Genomic DNA, 20,636 nt, shown 5'->3' with positions numbered 1-20,636 from the left:
CGAGCCTGCTCGCGAAAGCGGTGTGTCATTCAACACAGATGTTGACTGACAATCAGCTTTCGTCGGAACGCCGCCCGGAGCAGGCTCGCTCCCACAGGGTAGATCACAGGATCTGAAAAACGCAGCGCCGATCTTAGAAGACGTTGACCGGGTAGTCGATGATCACGCGGTATTCATCTGTATCCGAATCAATCGCGCCGTAGCCGTTGCCGCCCCGGTTGGTGGCCCATTGCAGGCGCACCGCGAGATCCTTGGCCTGGCCGCTTTGCACGACGTACTGCAAATCGATGTCGCGTTCCCAATGCTTGGCGTTATGGCCGTCGGCGCTGTACCAGCTGGAATAGCCTGCGCTGTTCGGGTCGGCTTTGGTCAGATCCACCGTGCCGCGTGAATAGGACAGCGCCGAGGTCAATCCGGGCATGCCGAGGCCAGTGAAGTCGTAAGCGTACTTGAGCTTCCAGGAGCGTTCGTTCGGGCCGTTGAAGTCCGAATACTGCTGCGAGTTGTCCAGATAAACGCTGTCGCCCTGGCTGATGTAGTCGAACGGCGTGTTGCCGTTGACCCGCTGATACGCGGCAGTGACGCTGTGGTTGCCGATGCCGACGGTGAGATGCGTGCTCCAAGTGTTGTTGTCGATGTTGCCGAGCAGCGCATCACCGGTGTCTTGCGTGTGATAGAAGTGCAGGCCCGGGTTGAGGCTGACCAGATCGTTCAGTTGCCAGGTGTAGTCGAGGTCGTAGTAGTACTGGTTCCAGATGTCCTTGAGCTCGGAGGCGTAAAGACTGCTGGTCAGGCCCTCAACGCCGCTCCAGGCCACACCGGCCCAGTTCAGGTGCTGGCTTTCGTCGCCGTCGGCGAGGGTGCCGTATGACGTTCCGATGCGGGTATGACCACTCTGGTTATAGGGCTTGGTGAAACTGGCCTGGCCACCTTCGATCAGCCAGCCGTCGAAGCTGCGGTTACTCAGGCTGATGCCACGAAACGTCTGCGGCAGCATCCGCGTGTCGCCGCCGGCAATCACCGGGTTGGTGAGGAACAGGTCACCGGCCTTCAGCTCGGTATCGAAGGCGCGCATCTTCAACGTCCCGCCTGCGGTGGAGAACGAGCCCGGCGCTTTGCCGTTGCCATCGCTGATCGGCAGGATGCTCGAACCGTCGGTACCGCCACCACCGTCGAGTTTCAGGCCGAGCATGGCGTGGGCATCGACGCCGAAGCCGACCGTGCCTTCGGTGTAGCCGGACTGGAACACGCCGAGAAAACCCTGACCCCACTCGATATTGTCGTCCGCCTTCTGCAAGCGGTTGCGATTCATGTAGTAGTTGCGGGCGTTGAGGTTGAGGCTCGAGCCTGCGACGAAGCCCTGTTGGGCAGACTCGTCGGCGTGGGTGGCGGGAGCAATCGTTGCGGCAATTGCAATGAACAGCGGGGTGAGGCGGGCAGGGTAAAACACGTGCGGTGGAGCTCCTTGGGTCAGCGGGCCGCTCTGGTTCTTGAGCGGCTTGATGTTTCTTGTTGTTACAGACGCGCCAGACGGCTTTCAGACCACAACGAAAAAAGGCCGCTGAATAACAGCGGCCTGGAGTGACGACGGTTGAACGGGAAGAGCCAAACAACCGCGTCGAGGGAAACCTTTCGCGGTGCGACTCAGCTGTCTTTCTCGAGCGCTTGAGCCTGGGAAGTGGCGGCCTGCGGGGATTGCGTCGCGTCTTGAGCCTTGGCCATCACTTCGGCCTGATGCTGATCGAATGCCTGCGCGCGAGCGACGTTGTGCGCCACGAACGCTTGCGATTCTTCAGCCATCGCCATCGGCGACAGGATCAATGAGGACAAAACGAATGCGCTGGCAATACCCATACTGTTGGACATCTTGAAAACCTTCTCGCTTGGCGAGTGCTGTTTGGTGCGGGCAAAGATAAGGTTGCCGGGGTTTGGGAAACAGCGTGATTTTCATAAATGACTGTTACAGCAAAAGCAAAGATCGGCACGGGTAACAACCCGGTCTGTGCGTGATGGTGGCCTGTGGCGAGGGGATTTATCCCCGTTGGGCTGCGAAGCGGCCCCAAGAATTCCAGCCTCAAAGATTCTTGGACCTTGTGCACAGGATTTGCGACTGCTGCGCAGCCGAGCGGGGATAAATCCCCTCGCCACAGGGCTTGGCTGAGCATTCAGACCGGAAGGTGAATGCCGAAGGTGTTCATGCCCCGGTCACTGCGCACAAACACATCCCCGCCATGCATCAGCGCAATCGCCTTGACGATGGCCAGCCCCAGCCCGTGGTTATTGCCGCTGTTGCTACGCGAGGCATCAACCCGATAAAACCGCTCGAACAACCTCGGCAGATGCTCGCTGGCAATCGGCGTCCCGGGATTGGCCACGCCAATGCTCACCTGGTGTTCTTCAACCTCGATGCGCACCTCGATCACCTGGCCCGGTTCGGTATGCTGCACCGCGTTGCTGAGCAAGTTGATCAACGCCCGGCGCAGGTGTGCGACCTCGATCTGCACTTGCGCATCGCCGCTGACCTGCACTTCAACCTGCGCGTCTTCAAGGATGAAATCCAGATAGTCCAGTGTCGTCGCGACCTCATCAGCCAGTGACGTCGAGGTCAGTTTGGTCGCCTTGTTGCCTTGATCGGCGCTGGCCAGAAACAGCATGTCGTTGATGATCGAGCGCAGTCGCTCCAGCTCTTCGAGGTTGGATTGCAGCACTTCGAAATAGTGTTCGGCGGAGCGCCCGCGAGTCAGCGCGACCTGGGTCTGGCCGATCAGGTTGGTCAGCGGCGAACGCAGTTCATGGGCGACGTCGGCGTTGAACGATTCCAGCCGCGAATAGGCCAGTTCAACCCGTTCCAGAGTTGAGTTGAACGATTCGACAAACTGCTCCAGTTCCGGCGGCAGCGGCGACAGACGCAAGCGCCCGGCGCGCAGCGGTGGTGCCAGACGCTGGGCTTCCTGCGATAGTTTGATCAACGGCTTCAGACCGATTCTTGCGACCCAATAGCCCAATGCAGAGGCCAGCAGCACCCCGACAATCGCCAGACTGATCAGGGCGATGAGCAAGTGATGCTGGGTCTGATGCAATGTCTCGGTGTCTATGCCGATCATGAAGCGCAACGGCGGGCGCTGGTCCTTGGCGGGGAACTGACTGACCAGCACTTTCAGTGGGTAGGATTGATCGGGCAGTTGCAGATCGTGCATGCCCAACGGGCCGTTGATGGCCGCGCGAATCTGCGGCGTAAGGTTGCCGTATTCGTAGCGCGGATCACCGCTGCTGATCCAGAAGCTGATGCGCTTGTCTTCTTCGCCGAGCAGCTTGAGCTTGTTGTTGATCTTCACCCAATGCTCCGGCGTGCCGTAACGGCCGACGGTGGATTCGAGCACGCTGTACCGCGCATCCAGCTCGGCTTCGGGCAACAATCCCAAGCCCTTGTCGACCTGCTGATACAGCGCGCCGCCAATCAACAGAAACACCACCAGCGCCACCAGCGTGAACATGCCGCTCAGGCGCAAGGCAATCGAGTTACTGGACACCACGGCTCTCCAGCACATAACCCATGCCGCGGATCGTGTGCAGCAGCTTTTCGTTGAACGGCCCGTCGAGCTTGGCGCGCAGGCGTTTGATCGCGACTTCGACGACGTTGGCGTCACTGTCGAAATTGATGTCCCAGACCATTTCCGCGATTGCGGTCTTCGAAAGGATTTCGCCCTGGCGACGGGCGAGCACGCTGAGCAGGGAAAACTCTTTCGCGGTCAGATCCAGGCGCGTGCCGGCGCGGGTGGCCTTGCGGCTGATCAGGTCGATCCACAGGTCGGCGATGGTCACTTGCACCGGCTCATGGCCGCCGCTGCGGCGAGTCAATGCTTGCAGGCGGGCGACCAGTTCGAGAAAGGAAAACGGTTTGCCGAGGTAATCGTCGGCGCCGTCGCGCAGGCCCTTTATCCGATCTTCGACGCGCTCGCGGGCGGTGAGCATGATCACCGGGGTCTGCTTGCGCGCACGTAATGCGCGCAGTACGCCGAAGCCATCGAGCCCCGGCAACATCACGTCGAGGACGATTACGGCGTAGTCGCATTCCAGCGCCAGATGCAGGCCTTCGACACCGTCGCGGGCAAGGTCGACGGTGTAGCCCTGTTCGGTCAGGCCACGGTGCAGATAATCCGCGGTTTTTTCTTCGTCTTCGATAATCAGAACGCGCATGACCGCCTCAGTCTGTGGTCGCCAGTGCCGTTGCGGGCGTTGGAGCTGGTGGGTGTGAGTGCCGGTGAAACAGCCGCTCGAGCCATAAGTATATGACCGGCGTGGTGAACAGCGTCAGCATCTGGCTGACCAGCAAACCGCCGACCACGGCAATGCCCAACGGCTGGCGCAGTTCGGCGCCGGTGCCGTAACCGAGCATCAGCGGCAACGCACCGAGCAGGGCGGCGAGGGTGGTCATGATGATCGGCCGGAACCGGGTGATGCACGCTTCGAAAATCGCCTCCTGCGGCGGCAGACCGCGCTGGCGCTGCGCCTCGAGCGCGAAGTCGATCATCAGGATGCCGTTCTTTTTGACGATGCCGATCAGCAGCACCAGGCCGATCAACGCCATGATCGAAAAGTCCTGGCCGCAGATCCACAGCATGATCACCGCGCCGAGGCCTGCCGCCGGCAGGGTCGAAATGATCGTCAGTGGATGCACGAAGCTTTCATAAAGCACTCCGAGAATGATGTACACCGCCACCAGCGCCGCCAGAATCAGCCACGGCTGGCTGGCCAGAGAACTCTGGAACGCTTGCGCCGCACCCTGGAAATTGCCGCTGATCGCGGTGGGCATGCCGATCTCGGCCTTGGCCTGGTTGAGCTGAATCACCGCATCGCCCAATGCCACGCCGGGGGCGAGGTTGAATGACATGTTGGCGGCGGGGAACATGCCGTCATGGGCAATCGACAACGGACCGATGGTTGGCGCGTCAAACCTTGCCAGCGCCGACAGCGGCACCATCTCGCCGCTCAGTGGCGAGCGCAGGTAAAAATAGTTGAGGCTTTCGGCCTTGCCGCGCTGCTTGGTGTCCAGTTCCAGAATCACGTTGTACTGGTTGACCTGGGTCTGGAATTCATTGATCTGCCGTTGGCCGAATGCATCGTACAGCGCCTCGTCAACATCGCTGGCGGTCAGGCCGAAACGCGCGGCGGCGCTGCGGTCGATGCTGATGTGAGTGATGCTGCCGCCCAGTTGCAGATCGTTGGAAATGTCGCGAAACGCCGGGTTGCTGCGCAGTTTCTCGGTCAGGCGCTGGGTCCAGGTGGCGAGGGTCGCGCCGTCGTTGCTCTTGAGTACGTATTGGTACTGCGCACGGCTCGGGCCGGAGCTGAGGTTGATGTCCTGCCCGGCGCGCAAATAAAGGACGATGCCGGGCACTTTCATCAGTTGCGGGCGGATGCGATCGATGAACTGGCTGGCGCTGACATCGCGATCGCCACGTTTTTTCAGGGCGATCCAGAAGCGCCCGTTGGCGATAGTCTGGTTGCTGCCGGAAACCCCGACGGAGTGCGAGAAGGCCTGCACCGCCGGATCGGCCGCGACGATTTCGGCCATCGCCAAGTGTTTTTTCACCATATCGCCGTAGGAGATATCCGCAGCGGCTTCGGTGGTGCCGAGGACAAAACCGGTGTCCTGCACCGGGAAGAATCCCTTGGGAATGAAAATGTACCCGGCGACCGCCAACGCCAGCGAGAGACCGAACACGCCGATCATCAATTTCTGATGATCGAGGGCGCGGCGCAGGCCCTTTTCGTACCAGCCGAGCAGGCGTTCGCTGAAACCGGGTTTGGCGTTGGCGTGATGTACCGGCTTACGCATAAACAGCGCGGCAAGGGTTGGCGCCAGGGTCAGCGACACCACCACGGAAATCATGATCGTCGAAGTCGCTGTCAGGGCGAATTCCTTGAAAAGGCGCCCGACCACACCGCCCATGAACAGCAGCGGAATGAACGCCGCCACCAGTGAGAAACTGATCGAAACGACGGTGAAGCCAATCTCGCCGGCTCCCTTGATCGCCGCCTCGCGCATATCATCGCCGGCCTCGAGATGGCGATGGATGTTTTCCACCACCACGATCGCATCGTCCACGACGAAGCCGACCGCGACGACGATCGCCACCAGCGTCAGGTTGTTCAGGCTGAAACCGAGGACGTACATCAGGGCGAAACTGGCGATCAGCGAGACACCGAGCACCGCCGAGACAATCAGCGTCGCCGACAACTGGCGCAGGAACAGCGCCATCACCGCGACCACCAGCAGGATCGCGATCAGCAAGGTGATCTCGACTTCGTGCAGCGAGGCGCGAATGGTCTGCGTGCGGTCGATCAGGGTTTTCACCTGCACCGAGGCCGGCAGCATCGCTTCGAGGCCGGGCAGGGCGGCCTGAATGCGGTCGACGGTTTCAACAATGTTGGCGCCGGGCTGGCGGAAAATCACCAGATTCACACCGGGGCGATCTCCGGCCCAGGCCTGCACGTAGGCATCTTCCGCACCGTTGACGACGTTGGCGACATCGCGCAGGTGAACCGGGGCGCCATCCTTGTAGGAAACGATGAGCTCGCTGTAGTCCTCGGGGTGGAACAACTGGTCGTTGGTCGACAACGTGGAAATGCTCGACTCGCCGTACAGCGCACCTTTGGCCAGGTTGAGGCTGGTCTGCTGAATCGCCAGCCGAATGTCGGCCAGCGTCAGGCCAATCGCCGCGAGTTTGTCCGCCGAGGCCTGTACTCGGATCGCCGGGCGTTGCTGACCGGTGATGTTGATCTGGCCGACGCCGTCGACCTGACTGATCTGACGCGAGAGCAGGGTTTCCACCAGGTCGCTGAGTTCGGTGCCGGGCATCTGTGTCGAGCTGACGCTGAGAATCAACACCGGACTGTCGGCCGGGTTGACCTTCTTCCACGTGGGCAGTGTCGGCATGTCTTTGGGCAACTTGCCGGCGGCCGTGTTGATCGCCGCCTGTACTTCCTGGGCGGCGGTGTCGATGCTTTTGTCGAGAGTGAACTGCAAGGTCAGCAGGGTTGAGCCCAGCGCGCTGCTGGAGGTCATCTGGGTCATGCCGGGGATGGCGCTGAATTGCACCTCCAGCGGCGTGGCCACCGAGGAAGCCATGGTGTCGGGGCTGGCGCCGGGCAACTGTGCCGAGACCTGGATCGTAGGAAATTCCGCTTCCGGCAGTGGCGCAATCGGCAAACGCGGGAAGGCAATTACACCGACCAGTACCAGAGCGAACGTCAGCAAAATCGTCGCCACCGGGTGATCGATGCACCAGGTCGAGATGCCTTTGTGCGAGTTCATGGCTTCGGCTCCGCCTGCACCACTTGCGGCGGCTCGCTCATGACTTGCACGCTCGAGCCCGGCTTGAGTCGCGACTGGCCGTCGGTCACCAGCACGTCACCAGCGTTGACACCTTTGATGATGTCCTGGCCGCTGCCCTGATAAACCATTTGCACCGGCACCGCCTCGACCTTGTCGTCCTTCACGCGGTAAACAAAGTGTTGTTCGAGGCCACGCTGTACGACGGTGGGCGGAACCACCAGCGCATCTTTATCCACAGCCGTCTGAATTTTTACCGTCACCAGCAAACCCGGCCAGAGCTTCTGGCTGGCATTGGCGAATTCGGCCTTGGCGCGGATGGTGCCAGTGTTGGCGTTGATCTGATTGTCGATCAGGGTCAGCTGACCTTCGCCGAGCAGATTGCCGGTTTCGCCATCGGTGTCGGCGCCGATGTAAGCCTTGACCAGTGCGCGTTGCGGATCGCTGATCAGACTCTGCAGGGTCGGCAGCATCTGCTGCGGCAGGGAGAATTCGACGGCGATCGGGTCGATCTGCGTGACGGTGAACAGGCCCTGGGTGTCGGTCATGCGCAGGAAATTGCCTTCATCGACCGTACGAATACCGACGCGCCCGGTGACCGGGGAGCGAATCTGCGTGTAGGACAGTTGCACCTGCGCCGCATCGATCGATGCCTGATTGCCTTGCGCAGTGGCTTTGAGCTGGTTGACCAAGGCCTGTTGCTGGTCGAAGGTCTGTTTCGATACGCCGTCGTCGACGCTGAGCAGTTTGTAGCGCTTGAGATTGACCAGCGCGACCTGCAACTGCGCCTGACTCTCGCCCAACTGCGCCCGGGCCTGGTCGAGGCTGGCGCGGATCGAGCGGTCGTCGATGGTGGCGAGCAGGTCGCCTGCTTTGACCCGTTGGCCTTCCTTGACCAGAATCTTCGTCAGAATGCCGTCGATCTGCGGGCGCACCACCACGCTGTGCAGCGAGAGCACCGAGCCGATGCCGCTGGTGTAGCGCGGCACGTCTTTGGCGCTGACCGTCACCACCCGCACCGGGATGGCAGTCGGTGTAGCCAGTTTGGCCGGCGCCGGTTTCAGCGCGAACCACAGGCCGGTGGCTGCCAGCAGAATCAGGAGAGTGGCCAGCAGGATTTTGTTTTTCTGGATGGACATGCGCGGCGCCGAAGTCTGGAGTTTGGGCAGATTGACCAGTTATAAACCGCTCAGGCGGTCGGCAGGGTGACGGCTGGCTGTCAGGATTGTCAGTTTCCGACGTTAATTGCAGTGGCTGCGATTACCGTTGAGTTGATAAGTCCCTAAAAGGGACCTATCGTTCCTTTTTTGGGACTCTTCGGTTTGCGCCAGTGGAAAACCTTTCTTTAAGCGAAGCCCTGTTCACCGCCACCCAGCAAAAAGTGTTGGGATTGTTGTTCGGCAAGCCTGACCAGACGTTCTACGCCAACGAAATTGTGCGCTGGGCACAGGTTGGCAAAGGCGGCCTGATGCGTGAACTCGATCGATTGCAACGAGCCGGGATTCTCAGCATGACTCGAGTGGGTAACCAGACCCATTACCAGGCCAACCCCGCATGTCCTATCTACGCGGAGCTTCTGGGCATCACGCGCAAGACATTCGGTTTTGCCGAGCCTCTTCGTCAGGCATTAGAACCGTTTGCCGAACAGATCACTTGGGCGTTCGTGTATGGCTCCATCGCCAAAAACTCGGCGAACACACTCAGTGACATAGATCTCATGCTGATTGGCGAAGGCCTGCACTACAGTGAGTTGATGGAGCGACTCATGCCGTTGGAGGAGCAATTGGGGCGTCCCATCAACCCGACGCTATACACCCCGCAAGACTGGGCCAGGAAGCTGGCGGCACAGAACAGTTTTGTCACGCGGGTGATGCAGCAGGAAAAAATCGATCTGTCAGGGGCAAACCCTTTGGAGTCCAAGGATGGGCAGCAACGAGAGTCTGGAGAATCTTCTACGTAGCGGTGTACTGAAAGCGGAGCCACCTGACCGCAAGGAGTGTGAGGGGCTGATGCGCTCGGCTCTGGATAGGCTCAAGGATGCGCACACCTGCACACTGTCGTTTTCCAGCCGGTTCGATTTGGCCTACAACGCCGCTCACGCGCTGGCGCTGACAGCTCTTCGCTTGAGTGGCTATCGATCGGACAAGCGCTATCTGGTATTCCAGTGCCTGATCCATACCACGCAAAGCAGCAAAATTCAGGTGCGATTGTTTGCGTTGTGCCACGAGCGGCGCAATCTCGCCGAATACGAAGGCTATATGGATGAAGATGACGCGCTTCTTGAGCAGTTGCTGGAGAGCACCTCGCAATTGGTGGGTGACGTTCAGCATCGCATGAACTGAAATATCATCACGCAGTGTCAGTGCCAGGCAGCCATTCAGCGCATCGCGCAAATCTTCAGATGCCGAGCCAGAGCGCACAGGTATACTGCGCGCCTTTGCGGCTCACTGATCGGGCCGACTTTTTGTTCCCGGAGCTTTTATGACTTCCCCGACCCAACCGCCGGTTGACGACGCTGTGAGCGACGTCCCGGCTGAAGTGGCTGACACCAGCGAAACCAAGGCCGAGATCCCGGCGTTCAAGTTCCCGTTCAAGCCGGGCGAGCTGGCTTCGGCGAAAGGCTCGAATCAGCCGTGGTACAAGAATGGCGCGAAGAATGGCCACACCAAAACCCCGGGCATGGCGCCGCCGGGTACGCGTCGGTCGATGGGCAAGCGTTGAGATAACGCGCTGTGTGGGTATGGGTGCCGGCCTCTTCGCGAGCAGGTTCTCTCCCACGCGCAGATCCAATGTGGGAGCGAGCTTGCTCGCGAAGGCGGCAGCCGCTACACGACGAATGTCAGATCAAGCCGCGCGCAATGAAATAAACGCATAAGTCTGCGCCGGTTCCGTCACCACTTGCCCGCCCGCAGCCAGCACTTGCCCGGCGACATCATCGCCAGACAAATGAAACAGCCATTCACTGGTTCGCGCCGCCAGCGGTTGCGCGCTCACTTGGTCAATCACTGCCGCAAAGGCATCCATGTTCGGCAAGTACGCGGTGAACCCGTCGCCCTTGAGCGCCGTGGTGCGAATTCCCAGGGTTGCGCAGATCGCATCCTTGAGTCTGATGTCATCCCGATCCGCCTGACGTGAACGCTGAATCAACTCAACCAGTTCCCGATCAACCAGCTCGCCTGCCACAATCAACTCCGGCCCCTGCTCCCAGGACTCTGGCGGGCAATCCTTGGCAGCTGGATTGAGCGGGATGTGCGGATTGATTTCCGCCGGGTAAATCCGGCACACCAGCGGGCGCCGCTCGTAGATCCGGCAGCGCTTTTCGTCGTCAAGATTCCGGCAGGGGCCGACGTTGTAGGCGGCAAAGGTGATCGCCACGTGAGCATCAGTAGTGCCACTGCGGACCACCGCCGAACGGCGCTCGGCATGTTCGCGCTGCTGCGCCGGCAGGCCCAGGCCATTGCCGAGAAACGCCTCGACCAGCACGATCACCTGACCGCCATCGGCCGCCCACATGCGGGCTTCGGCGAGCGTCAGCGGGACATGGTGGTCGGTGCAGCATTTGCCGCAACCTACGCAGGAAAATGTCGTATTCATTGAGCGATCTGTCTTCAATCAGGGTGTGAAACGGTGGCGGAAAACCACCGCACAGGGCCGGGTCGAAGCAAGTTGTGCGCCATTCACTGAGGTTTGGCGGTCGGGCGAATCGAATCCCACTCGGTGACGTACGCGGTTTTCGACTGTTTGTTGTACAGGCACAGCTCGCTGCCTTGCTGGCCTTTCATGTGTTTTTGCGGGTATTGGCCTTGCAGCAGGACAGCGGTGTAACCGACGCGGTCATCGAATTGCGCAGGTGTGCCGACCGGTTTGACGTTTTTCAGGCCACTGGCCTTGGTGCAACTGGCGAGTACGGTCTTGTCATAGGCAGCCCAGGCGTCGGGGCTGGAAGCGTGGGCCTGGGAGGCGAGGGTGGTGAGGCTGAGCAGGGCCAGGGTGATGGCTTTCATGGTTGGGGCATCCTTGGGTATGGCCAAGGTTGGAGTCTGTCGGATAGCGGAAGTTGCCAGTGCTGCCCCTTTGCGAGCAGGCTCGCTCCCACAGTTTGAAATGCAATCCATCTGTGGGAGCGAGCCTGCTCGCGAAAGCGGTAGATCAGTCGGGCACAAGCTCGCGCCGAACCACAACCATCCCGACACTCTCATACAACCGCCGCGCCCGCAGGTTGTCCTCCAGAACCCTTAAATCGACAAATCCCTCGCGGCGCTGTTGAAAGACGCTGAAGGCATGCAACAACAACGCGCGTCCAAGCCCCCGGCCCTGCATTCGCGGGTGCACCACCAGATTCTTGATATAGGCACTGGTCCAGCACTGCGCCACGCCCACCACGCCCTCGGCATCGCAGGCCACGAAACACAGCGCTGGATCGTATTCGGGGTCGCTGGCAAAGCGCTGACGCCAGTCGTGCAGTGACGGCACTCGACCGCCACCTTCCAGCTGTCCGAGCTGCATCAACTGGTGCACTGCTGGCGCCAGTTCCTCGCGGTAGACGGACAGCTCAATCCCGTCCGGCCACTGCGCGTCCGGCAGAACCCCACTCAAGTCGCGCCGCAGCAGAAAGCAAAACGTCTCGGCCAAGACTCAGTGCCCATTGGCCGCGACGTGCTTGGCGGCTTCGATCAGACGTTGGGTCAGCTCCGGCGAGGAGAACTTGGTCAGTACCGCATTGGCACCGGCCAGTCGGGCCTTTTCACTGTTCATCGCGCTGTCGAGCGAGGTGTGCAGCAGCACGTACAGGTGAGCAAAGTCCGGGGTCTCGCGCAGGGTACGGGTGAAGGCGTAGCCGTCCATTTCCGACATTTCGATGTCGGAGACGATCAGGTTGATCTGCTGCGCGGTGCCTTGCAGGTCGAGCAGGCAGTCGATGGCTTCCTTGGCACTGCGCGCGGTGTGGCATTGCAGGCCGAGGTTGCGCAGGGTGTGTACCGATTGCTGCAGGGCCACCTGGCTGTCATCGACCACCAGAATGCGCGCGTTGCCGAGCACTTCAGCGTCTTCCATGGTCAGGTCGGTCGGCGCCATTTCGATCTGCGCCGGGGCGATGCTGTGGATGACTTTTTCGATATCCAGCACCTGTACCAGCGTGCCGTCCACCGAGGTCACGCCGGTGATGTAGGCGCGTGAGCCGCCAGAGCCGAACGGTGGTGGCTTGATGTCGGTGGTCAGGCAATGGACGATCTTGCTCACCGCCTGCACATGCAGACCCTGCTTGGAACGGCTGACATCGGTGACGATCAGGCAGCCACCGTTGGGATCTTCCAGCGGCCGCTCGCCGATCGCGCGGCTGAGGTCGATCACCGACAGCGATGCACCGCGCAGGGAGGCGATGCCTTTGACGTGCGGGTGCGACTCCGGCAGCTTGGTCAGCGGCGGGCAGGGGATGATTTCACTGACTTTCAGCAGGTTGATCGCCATCAGCTTGCCGCTGCGCAAGGTAAACAGCAGAAGCGAAAGTGAATCTGCGCGGGCTTTGGTGGAGGACATAAGAACCTTCTGTGGGGCGAGAGTGGAAATCGCCAGAAACCTTTGATGCCGTGTTATCGGCGTTAAAGGGGTGGGCTTTAGGTAAGTTGTCGGGTAGTCGGCTTGAGTTGATCGCTGTTCTCTCTATCACTGCCCCTCACCCCAGCCCTCTCCCAGAGGTAGAGGGGGCCGACGGAGGTGTCTGGCGTCTTACACCGACCTGAACGACCGAGTCGATTATGGATTCGGAAGAAATCTTTCACGTCAGTGGAGTTCTTCAATATCCCCCAATCAGTCCCCTCTCCCTCTGGGAGAGGGCTAGGGTGAGGGTGTGCTTTTAGCTCTTCATGCCTAGTCGTTTGGCCATCCGCCCCAGATTCGCCCGATCCACCCCCAACTCCCGCGCCGCACTCGCCCAGTTATCCTGATGACGCTCCAGCGCTGCACTGATCAGGCGCCGCTGAAACTCATCGGTGGCAGTGCGCAGATCCCCGCTGATCATCGGCAGTACATTGGTCAAGTCGGTACTGGCAGGCGCAACCACGTTATCCACAACCTCACGGGGCAAATCCAGATCCGCCGCGCTCAAACTCAGAATTTTCGGCCGCACTTTGCAGTTACCCAGCGCCTTCAGCGCACTGCGTCCGATCAAATGCTCCAGCTCTCGGACATTGCCCGGCCAGGTGTAGGCCAGCAGTGCTTCCTGAGCATCACTGTTCAAGCGCAGGCTATTGAGGCCCATGCGCGAGCGGTTCTGCTCGAGAAAGAAGCCACTGAGCAGCAACACGTCGCGCCCGCGATCGCGCAGGGCCGGCACCCGCAGCGGGTACACGCTCAAGCGGTGATAGAAGTCGGCACGGTAGCGACCGCTGCGCACTTCTTCGGCCAGATCACGATTGGTCGCGGCAATCAGACGCACGTCGACCTGGTGCTCTTTGTCCGAGCCCAGGCGCTGCAATTGACCGCTCTGCAATACGCGCAGCAACTTGGCCTGGACCGTCAGCGACAGCTCGCCGACTTCATCAAGAAACAGCGTGCCGCCATTGGCCAGTTCGAACTTGCCGCGCCGGTCGCTGGTGGCGCCGGTGAAGGCGCCGCGCACGTGGCCGAACAGTTCGCTTTCCACCAGCGTGTCGGGGAGGGCGGCGCAGTTGAGGCTGATGATCGGTTTGTCGGCGCGCGCGGAGGCGGCGTGGATCGCTTGGGCTACCAGCTCTTTGCCGACCCCGGTTTCGCCGGTGATCAGAACGGTCAGATCACTGCCGCCGACCAGATTGATTTCTTCCACCAGACGTTTATGCGCCTTGCTCTGGCCGATCATTTCGCGGTGCTGCTGACCGCTGGCCTGACGGTAGACCTCGGCGCGCTGATGTTCGTCTTCGGCGCGGGTGGCCAGACGTTCGATGCGTTCGGCCGCATTGACCGTGGCCGAGGCGAGGCTGGCGAAGGCTTGCAGTGCGTCGAGTTCGATCGGCTCGAAACGCTCCGGGTCCAGCGCGTCGAGCGTGATCAGGCCCCAGAGTTTTTCATCGACGAATAAAGGACAGCCGAGGCAGTCGTGAACTTCAAGATGATCGTCGAGGCCATCGACCAAACCGTCATAAGGATCGGGCAAGTCGCTGTCGGCAGCGAAGCGCGTCGGCCCGGCGCCGGCCAGCAGGATTTCAAAACGCGGATGCTCGCTGACCTTGAAGCGCCGGCCGAGGGTGTCGGTACTCAAGCCATCCACCGCCAGCGGCACCAATGATTCGCCATCCAGACGCAACAACGCGGCGGCATCGCAGGGCAACAAGGCGCGCATGGCCTCGAGCAAACGCCGGTAGCGCTCACCTTCGGGCAGTTCGCGGGAGAGGTCGGCGACCAGAGGCAGCAGGGCGGTAAGCAGGGATTTAGCGGTCATGGTTATGTAGTCAAAGAGACAAGGTGTAGTCGCGATGACTATACGTTCATTTGTGTCTAAATGACTAAGTAGGTTTCAAGCTGTTGAATTCAATGGATTAATTAGTTGGCACGAAAGCTGATATCCCTAATGCAATCTTTCAAGAAAGCGCAGGAGTCACCTTATGCTTAGCGTCCAGGATCGTGCCATCATCAAATCCACCGTGCCTCTGCTGGAAAGCGGCGGCGAGGCGTTGATCACACATTTCTACCGCATGATGCTCTCCGAATACCCGCAGGTGCGGCCACTTTTCAACCAGGCGCATCAGGCCAGTGGCGATCAGCCGCGTGCCTTGGCCAACGGCGTGCTGATGTACGCCCGGCACATCGATCAGCTCGACCAGTTGGGCGATCTGGTGGCGAAGATCATCAACAAACACGTCGCCCTGCAAATTCTGCCAGAGCATTACCCGATCGTCGGTACCTGCCTGCTGCGCGCCATTTCCGAAGTGCTCGGCGAAGAGATCGCCACACCAGAGGTGATGAGTGCCTGGGGCGCTGCGTACGGGCAACTGGCCGACATCCTGATCGGCGCGGAAACCGCGATCTATGACCAGAAGGAACAAGCGGTCGGCGGCTGGCGCGGTGCGCGGGAATTCATCGTCGCGGCGAAAGTGCAGGAGAGCGCCGAAATCACCTCGTTCTACTTCGAACCGGTGGACAAAGGGCCGATTCTTGCGGCCGAACCGGGTCAGTACATCGGCATGAAATTGATCCTCGACGGAGAAGAAATCCGCCGCAACTATTCGCTCTCGGCACTGGCCAATAACGGTCAGTACCGCATCAGCGTCAAGCGTGAACCGAATGGTCGCGCGTCCAACTATCTGCATGATCAACTGCACGTCGGCGCGAGCATTCAACTGTTCCCGCCGTCGGGCGAATTCACCCTGGCGGCCAGCGACAAGCCGCTGGTGCTGATCAGCGGCGGTGTTGGCATCACGCCGACTCTGGCGATGCTGGAAGCAGCGCTGGCCACCGAACGTCCGGTGCATTTTATCCACTGCGCGCGCAACGGCAGCGTCCACGCGTTCCGCGACTGGGTCGATGGGCTGGCGGCGCGTCATCCGCAACTCAAGCGCTTCTATTGCTACGCCGAAGAAGATGGTGTCAGCCCGGCGGCGGACAAGGTTGGCCTGCTCAACGAAGAACTGCTCGGCCAGTGGCTGCCGGCGCAGCGTGATGTCGATGCTTACTTCTTGGGACCGAAAGGGTTCATGGGCGCGATCAAACGGCACCTGAAAGCGTTGGGCGTGCCGGAGAAGCAGAGCCGTTACGAGTTCTTCGGCCCGGCTGCTGCTCTGGAGTGATCCGAGACCGCCTTGTCTCGTTCGCGAGCAGGCTCGCTCCCAGCGGATTTGCGTTCGACGCAGATCCATTGTGGGAGCGAGCCTGCTCGCGAATCTTCTGCGCGCCGCAAAAGCCATGTTGGTTAATCATTCCTTAACCGCTCTATCGTTTATTGCCCCGGTGTAGACTTGCGACAATTTCAGCCGCCGGCCGGCTGGACCATGGACTTACAAAGGAAAGGCAATGAGCGAGGAAACGATGCGGTTGGGGCGTGAGCGGCGCTATCTGGTGTTGCTGGGGATCATCTGCCTGGCGTTGATCGGCGGCGCACTTTACATGCAGGTCGTGCTCGGCGAAGCACCTTGCCCGCTGTGCATCCTGCAGCGCTATGCACTGTTGCTGATTGCACTGTTCGCCTTCATTGGCGCGGGCATGCGCAGCCGTCGCAGCATCACTGTGTTCGAGACGCTGGTAGTGATCTGTGCGATCGCCGGGGCCGGTGTGGCCGGGCATCACGTCTATACACAGTTCTATCCGGCGGTGAGCTGTGGCGTCGATGTGCTGCAGCCGATTGTCGATGATCTGCCGCTGGCAAAGATTTTCCCGCTGGGCTTCCAGGTTGACGGTTTCTGCTCGACGCCGTATCCGCCGATCCTCGGTCTGTCGCTGGCGCAATGGGCGCTGGTGGCGTTCGTGCTGGTGGTGATTCTGGTGCCTCTGCTGACTTCGCGTAATCGAAAAGCGCTGCGCTGAGTCAACTTCTCGGCACAGCTGCCGATAAACAAAACGCCCCGATTTTCGTTGATGAAAATCGGGGCGTTTTGCATTTCAGAGCGTTTGTGAAAACACCGTGACGAACGGCAATGAAGCGTGCGGCAAATGTGCGACATGTTGTCACACAGGGGCTGTCGCAGTGGCTCGGGATGCGGCGGATTGGCCGCCTGTTACATAAAAACATTGGCCAGTTTTAGTGTTTTCGGGCTTGAGCACGGACGTACCAGAGCAGGCAGTTTTAACAAGCGCCGGCAGATGGACGAAGCCCTTGGAACATCGGGCTTTGCGCCGCTCCAGCGTTTGTAGATCGGGTGCAGAGCTGTCTGATTTGAGGCGGTTACGCTGGCAGATTTTGCCGCTTTTATTGAGAAACGCTTTCGATAACTTGCGCAACTTTTGCAAAAATGGCGATGGATTGTTGCTCTGAGTGATAAAAATTATTTCGGGATAAGACATGGTGTATAGGGCGCTACCTATCTACAATCGCCCGCACTGAATTCCCGACGCTGTTCAGCCTTTATCAAGGAACTGATCAGGAGGTCGGGTGTCGAGCGAGCCGCGAGGTTTTCGAGACACCCTGGTGTCGGTGCCTTTCCAATTTTCCGCACCAAATGGAATTGGTCTGTAACAAGGCCTTTGACCACGAATTCGAATAAGAACTGAACGCTGTCCCAAGGTTTTGTCGAGCGTCAGACGCGCGACGGGCGGCCCTTATTCAATCCAAAGAAAATGCCAACCCTTGGCAGGGTGAAGTGTTGGCGATCAAAACCCAACTGCATTGCGCAAGCTGCTTTAGAGGTCGTGAGATGAGTAAAAACAGGTACCCCAGATTACTAGGCCTAGTGCCGCTGCTCGGCACGTTGTTGCTGGGAGGCTGCAACATGACCTTGCTCAATCCAACGGGCCAGGTCGGCCTGGAACAGCGCAACCTGATCATCACCGCCACGCTGCTGATGCTGTTGGTCGTCGTGCCGGTCATCGTCATGACCTTCCTGTTTGCCTGGAAGTACCGCGCTTCGAACAAGAACGCCGTCTATACGCCGAAGTGGTCGCATTCGACCAAGATCGAAGTGGCCGTATGGACCATCCCGGTGCTGATCATCATCGCCCTGGGCTACATCACTTACATCTCGACTCACGAGCTGGACCCGTATCGTCCGATCGAGTCTGACGTCAAGCCGGTGACCATCGAAGTCGTCGCGCTGGACTGGAAGTGGCTGTTCATCTACCCGGAACAAGGCATTGCCACGGTCAACAAGATCGTGTTCCCGGCGCACACGCCAATCAACTTCAAGATCACCTCCGACGCCGTGATGAACTCGTTCTTCATCCCGGGCCTGGGCGGCCAGATCTACGCGATGGCGGGCATGCAGACCAAGCTGCACCTGATCGCTGACCGCAACGCTGAGATGGACGGTATCTCCGCCAACTACAGCGGTGCCGGTTTCACCGGTATGAAATTCAAGGCTATCTCCACCACTCAGGAAGATTTCGACGCCTGGGTAAGTGAAGTCAAGAAGTCGCCTAAACAGCTTGATCAGGCTGAATACGCGGCCCTGGCCAAACCGAGCCAGAACAACCCAGTCGAACTCTACTCGTCGGTCACGCCGAACCAGTTCCAGATCATCGTCGACAAGTACGAAGGTATGAAGCCGGGCAAGCCGCTGAAGCACGAGAAGAAAGAGAAAGAAGTGGCGGCCACGGATATTGACGCGGGTTCGCATTCAGCTGCCGGGGCAGAGGAGTAAACGATGTTTGGTAAATTAAGTTGGGAAGCAGTCCCATTCCACGAGCCGATCGTGATGGTGACCATCGCCATGATCGCCCTCGGTGGTCTGGCGCTGTTCGCTGCGATCACTTACTTCAAGAAGTGGACGTACCTGTGGACCGAGTGGCTGACTTCGGTCGACCACAAGAAAATCGGCGTGATGTACATCATCGTCGCCATGGTCATGCTGCTGCGCGGCTTTGCCGACGCGATCATGATGCGTACCCAGCTGGCCATGGCCACCGAGGGTTCGCCTGGCTACCTGCCACCTGAACACTATGACCAGATCTTCACCGCTCACGGTGTGATCATGATCATCTTCATGGCGATGCCATTCTTCACCGGCCTGATGAACCTTGCAGTGCCGCTGCAGATCGGCGCGCGTGACGTTGCGTTTCCGTTCCTGAACTCCTTGAGCTTCTGGCTGCTGGTGTCCGGCGTTGTGCTGATCAACCTGTCGCTGGGTATCGGTGAATTCGCCAAGACCGGTTGGGTTGCGTATCCGCCGCTGTCGGGTCTGCAATACAGCCCTGGCGTGGGTATGGATTACTACATCTGGGCGCTACAGCTATCCGGATTGGGTACGACGTTAACCGGGGTCAACTTCCTCGCGACCGTACTGAAAATGCGTACCCCTGGCATGAAACTGATGGACATGCCGATCTTCACCTGGACCTGCACCTGGGCAAACGTTCTGATCGTGGCTTCGTTCCCGATCCTGACCGCTACCCTGGCACTGCTGACCCTTGACCGTTACATGGATTTCCACATTTTCACCAATGAACTTGGTGGCAATCCGATGATGTACGTCAACCTGTTCTGGGCGTGGGGTCACCCTGAGGTTTACATCCTGATCCTGCCGGCCTTCGGCATCTTCTCGGAAGTGATCTCGGCCTTCACCGGCAAGAAACTGTTCGGCCACCACTCGATGATCTACGCCTCGGGCGCGATCTCGGTACTGGGCTTCATGGTCTGGCTGCACCACTTCTTCACCATGGGTTCGGGTGCTAGCGTCAACGCCTTCTTCGGTCTGGCGACGATGCTGATTTCCATCCCGACGGGTGTGAAGCTGTTCAACTGGCTGTTCACCATCTACCAGGGCCGTCTGCGCTTCACCAGCCAGGTAATGTGGACTTTGGGCTTCATGGTGACCTTCGCCATCGGCGGCATGACCGGCGTACTGCTGGCCATCCCGGGTGCTGACTTCGTGCTGCACAACAGCCTGTTCGTGATCGCGCACTTCCACAACGTGATCATCGGCGGTGCGGTATTCGGTTACATCGCTGGCTTCGCGTTCTACTTCCCGAAAGCGTTCGGCTTCAAGCTGCACGAAGGCTGGGGTAAAGCAGCGTTCTGGTTCTGGATCTCGGGCTTCTTCGTCGCGTTCATGCCGCTCTATGCACTGGGCTTCATGGGCATGACCCGTCGTCTGAACGCCACCACCAACCCTGAGTGGGTACCGTACCTGTACGTTGCCATGTTCGGCGCGGTGATGATTGCTGTGGGTATCGCCTGCCAACTGATCCAGCTGTACGTCAGTGTGCGTGACCGCAACAAGCCAGAGAACGTTTGCGATCACGGTGACCCGTGGAATGCACACACCCTGGAATGGTCGACCTCGTCGCCACCACCGTTCTACAACTTCGCTGTGCTGCCTAAGGCTGACTGCATCGACCCGTTCACCGAGGCCAAGGAAAACGGTACTGCGTACCAGCGTCCGGCCAAGTACGAGCCGATCCACATGCCGAACAACACCGCCACTGGCGTGGTGATGGGCGCGCTGTTGACCGTCTTCGGTTTCGCGATGATCTGGCACATCTGGTGGCTGGCGATCGCGAGCCTGGTGGGCACCGTCGTTTACTTCGTGATCCACGCTGCACGTGACGATCAGGGCTATATGGTTCCGGTTGAAACGATCGAGCGTATCGAAGCCGAGCAGCACAAGCGTCTGGTCGCGGCAGGGAAAATCCCGGCCAATGCCACCCGTGTTGAAACCTCGTTGGAACAGGCTTAAAC

Annotated in this window: 19 protein-coding genes; 7 read left to right on the top strand and 12 right to left on the bottom strand. The window is 59.7% G+C overall.

Annotated elements, in window-relative coordinates; genetic code table 11:
- Positions 1 to 133: 133 nt before the first annotated feature.
- The 6 genes from D8U70_RS06425 to D8U70_RS06400 all read right to left on the bottom strand — a co-directional run bounded on the left by D8U70_RS06425 (position 134) and on the right by D8U70_RS06400 (position 8,475).
- Positions 134 to 1,450, bottom strand: a complete 1,317-nt coding sequence (locus tag D8U70_RS06425; RefSeq protein ID WP_130928506.1) for an OprD family porin — start codon at positions 1,448 to 1,450, stop codon at positions 134 to 136.
- Between the two features lie 194 nt (positions 1,451 to 1,644).
- Positions 1,645 to 1,866: a hypothetical protein gene (locus D8U70_RS06420; RefSeq protein ID WP_016773285.1), complete on the bottom strand. Its 222-nt coding sequence runs from the start codon at positions 1,864 to 1,866 to the stop codon at positions 1,645 to 1,647.
- A 299-nt stretch (positions 1,867 to 2,165) separates the two neighbouring features.
- The gene (locus tag D8U70_RS06415) at positions 2,166 to 3,530 is read right to left on the bottom strand and encodes a heavy metal sensor histidine kinase (RefSeq protein WP_130928505.1); all 1,365 of its coding nucleotides are present in this window, start codon (positions 3,528 to 3,530) and stop codon (positions 2,166 to 2,168) included.
- Positions 3,520 to 4,197, bottom strand: coding sequence for a heavy metal response regulator transcription factor (locus D8U70_RS06410; RefSeq protein WP_016773287.1), 678 nt, complete (start codon positions 4,195 to 4,197; stop codon positions 3,520 to 3,522). The genes D8U70_RS06415 and D8U70_RS06410 overlap by 11 nt, the downstream gene beginning before the upstream one ends.
- A gap of 7 nt (positions 4,198 to 4,204) precedes the next feature.
- Complete coding sequence (locus tag D8U70_RS06405; protein ID WP_130928504.1) at positions 4,205 to 7,318, bottom strand: multidrug efflux RND transporter permease subunit; 3,114 nt, start codon at positions 7,316 to 7,318, stop codon at positions 4,205 to 4,207.
- Entirely contained in the window at positions 7,315 to 8,475 is a 1,161-nt protein-coding gene (locus D8U70_RS06400) for an efflux RND transporter periplasmic adaptor subunit (RefSeq protein ID WP_130928503.1), read from the bottom strand. Before D8U70_RS06400 ends, D8U70_RS06405 begins: the two co-directional genes overlap by 4 nt.
- Positions 8,476 to 8,666: 191 nt before the next feature.
- Here D8U70_RS06400 and D8U70_RS06395 point away from each other — a divergent pair, with 191 nt between their 5' ends.
- The 3 genes from D8U70_RS06395 (at position 8,667) to D8U70_RS06385 (ending at position 10,057) form a co-directional block, all read left to right on the top strand.
- Positions 8,667 to 9,296: a nucleotidyltransferase domain-containing protein gene (locus D8U70_RS06395; RefSeq protein ID WP_071173543.1), complete on the top strand. Its 630-nt coding sequence runs from the start codon at positions 8,667 to 8,669 to the stop codon at positions 9,294 to 9,296.
- On the top strand, positions 9,259 to 9,678 hold the full coding sequence (locus D8U70_RS06390; protein WP_130928502.1) for a hypothetical protein: 420 nt from the start codon (positions 9,259 to 9,261) through the stop codon (positions 9,676 to 9,678). Before D8U70_RS06395 ends, D8U70_RS06390 begins: the two co-directional genes overlap by 38 nt.
- 139 nt (positions 9,679 to 9,817) lie before the next feature.
- Positions 9,818 to 10,057 carry a hypothetical protein gene (locus D8U70_RS06385; protein WP_039761398.1) on the top strand — a complete coding sequence of 80 codons (240 nt, stop codon included), beginning with the start codon at positions 9,818 to 9,820 and terminating at the stop codon, positions 10,055 to 10,057.
- 123 nt (positions 10,058 to 10,180) lie between these two features.
- Here D8U70_RS06385 and D8U70_RS06380 read toward each other — a convergent pair whose 3' ends face one another.
- The 5 genes from D8U70_RS06380 to norR form a co-directional block, all read right to left on the bottom strand.
- Entirely contained in the window at positions 10,181 to 10,930 is a 750-nt protein-coding gene (locus tag D8U70_RS06380; protein WP_110646181.1) for a YkgJ family cysteine cluster protein, read from the bottom strand.
- Between the two features lie 83 nt (positions 10,931 to 11,013).
- Complete coding sequence (locus D8U70_RS06375; protein WP_130928501.1) at positions 11,014 to 11,340, bottom strand: hypothetical protein; 327 nt, start codon at positions 11,338 to 11,340, stop codon at positions 11,014 to 11,016.
- A gap of 145 nt (positions 11,341 to 11,485) precedes the next feature.
- Positions 11,486 to 11,968, bottom strand: coding sequence for a GNAT family N-acetyltransferase (locus D8U70_RS06370; protein ID WP_122706632.1), 483 nt, complete (start codon positions 11,966 to 11,968; stop codon positions 11,486 to 11,488).
- 3 nt (positions 11,969 to 11,971) lie between these two features.
- Positions 11,972 to 12,874: a chemotaxis protein gene (locus D8U70_RS06365; RefSeq protein ID WP_016773296.1), complete on the bottom strand. Its 903-nt coding sequence runs from the start codon at positions 12,872 to 12,874 to the stop codon at positions 11,972 to 11,974.
- 316 nt (positions 12,875 to 13,190) lie between these two features.
- Positions 13,191 to 14,753: a nitric oxide reductase transcriptional regulator NorR gene (gene norR, locus D8U70_RS06360; RefSeq protein ID WP_130928500.1), complete on the bottom strand. Its 1,563-nt coding sequence runs from the start codon at positions 14,751 to 14,753 to the stop codon at positions 13,191 to 13,193.
- Between the two features lie 163 nt (positions 14,754 to 14,916).
- On the opposite strand from norR, the gene hmpA reads away from it, so the two are divergent.
- Complete coding sequence (gene hmpA / locus D8U70_RS06355; RefSeq protein ID WP_130928499.1) at positions 14,917 to 16,098, top strand: NO-inducible flavohemoprotein; 1,182 nt, start codon at positions 14,917 to 14,919, stop codon at positions 16,096 to 16,098.
- A 223-nt stretch (positions 16,099 to 16,321) separates the two neighbouring features.
- A complete protein-coding gene (locus D8U70_RS06350; protein ID WP_016773299.1) occupies positions 16,322 to 16,831 on the top strand; it encodes a disulfide bond formation protein B in 510 nt (169 codons plus the stop codon).
- A 141-nt stretch (positions 16,832 to 16,972) separates the two neighbouring features.
- Here D8U70_RS06350 and D8U70_RS06345 read toward each other — a convergent pair whose 3' ends face one another.
- Positions 16,973 to 17,308 (bottom strand): hypothetical protein, encoded by a 336-nt coding sequence (locus D8U70_RS06345; RefSeq protein ID WP_130928498.1) that lies wholly within the window; start codon positions 17,306 to 17,308, stop codon positions 16,973 to 16,975.
- A 350-nt stretch (positions 17,309 to 17,658) separates the two neighbouring features.
- Here D8U70_RS06345 and cyoA point away from each other — a divergent pair, with 350 nt between their 5' ends.
- Both cyoA and cyoB read left to right on the top strand, forming a co-directional pair.
- Positions 17,659 to 18,600, top strand: a complete 942-nt coding sequence (cyoA, locus tag D8U70_RS06335) for a ubiquinol oxidase subunit II (RefSeq protein WP_024014231.1) — start codon at positions 17,659 to 17,661, stop codon at positions 18,598 to 18,600.
- Positions 18,601 to 18,603: 3 nt separating this feature from the next.
- Complete coding sequence (cyoB, locus tag D8U70_RS06330) at positions 18,604 to 20,634, top strand: cytochrome o ubiquinol oxidase subunit I (RefSeq protein ID WP_016773302.1); 2,031 nt, start codon at positions 18,604 to 18,606, stop codon at positions 20,632 to 20,634.
- Positions 20,635 to 20,636: the final 2 nt, after the last annotated feature.

Origin of the sequence: Pseudomonas sp. Sample_20 (assembly GCF_004307585.1) — a bacterium.
In the GTDB taxonomy this organism is placed as follows: domain Bacteria; phylum Pseudomonadota; class Gammaproteobacteria; order Pseudomonadales; family Pseudomonadaceae; genus Aquipseudomonas; species Aquipseudomonas atacamensis.
Note: the sequence above shows the minus strand (reverse complement) of the source record. Positions and strands in the feature narration are given on the sequence as shown.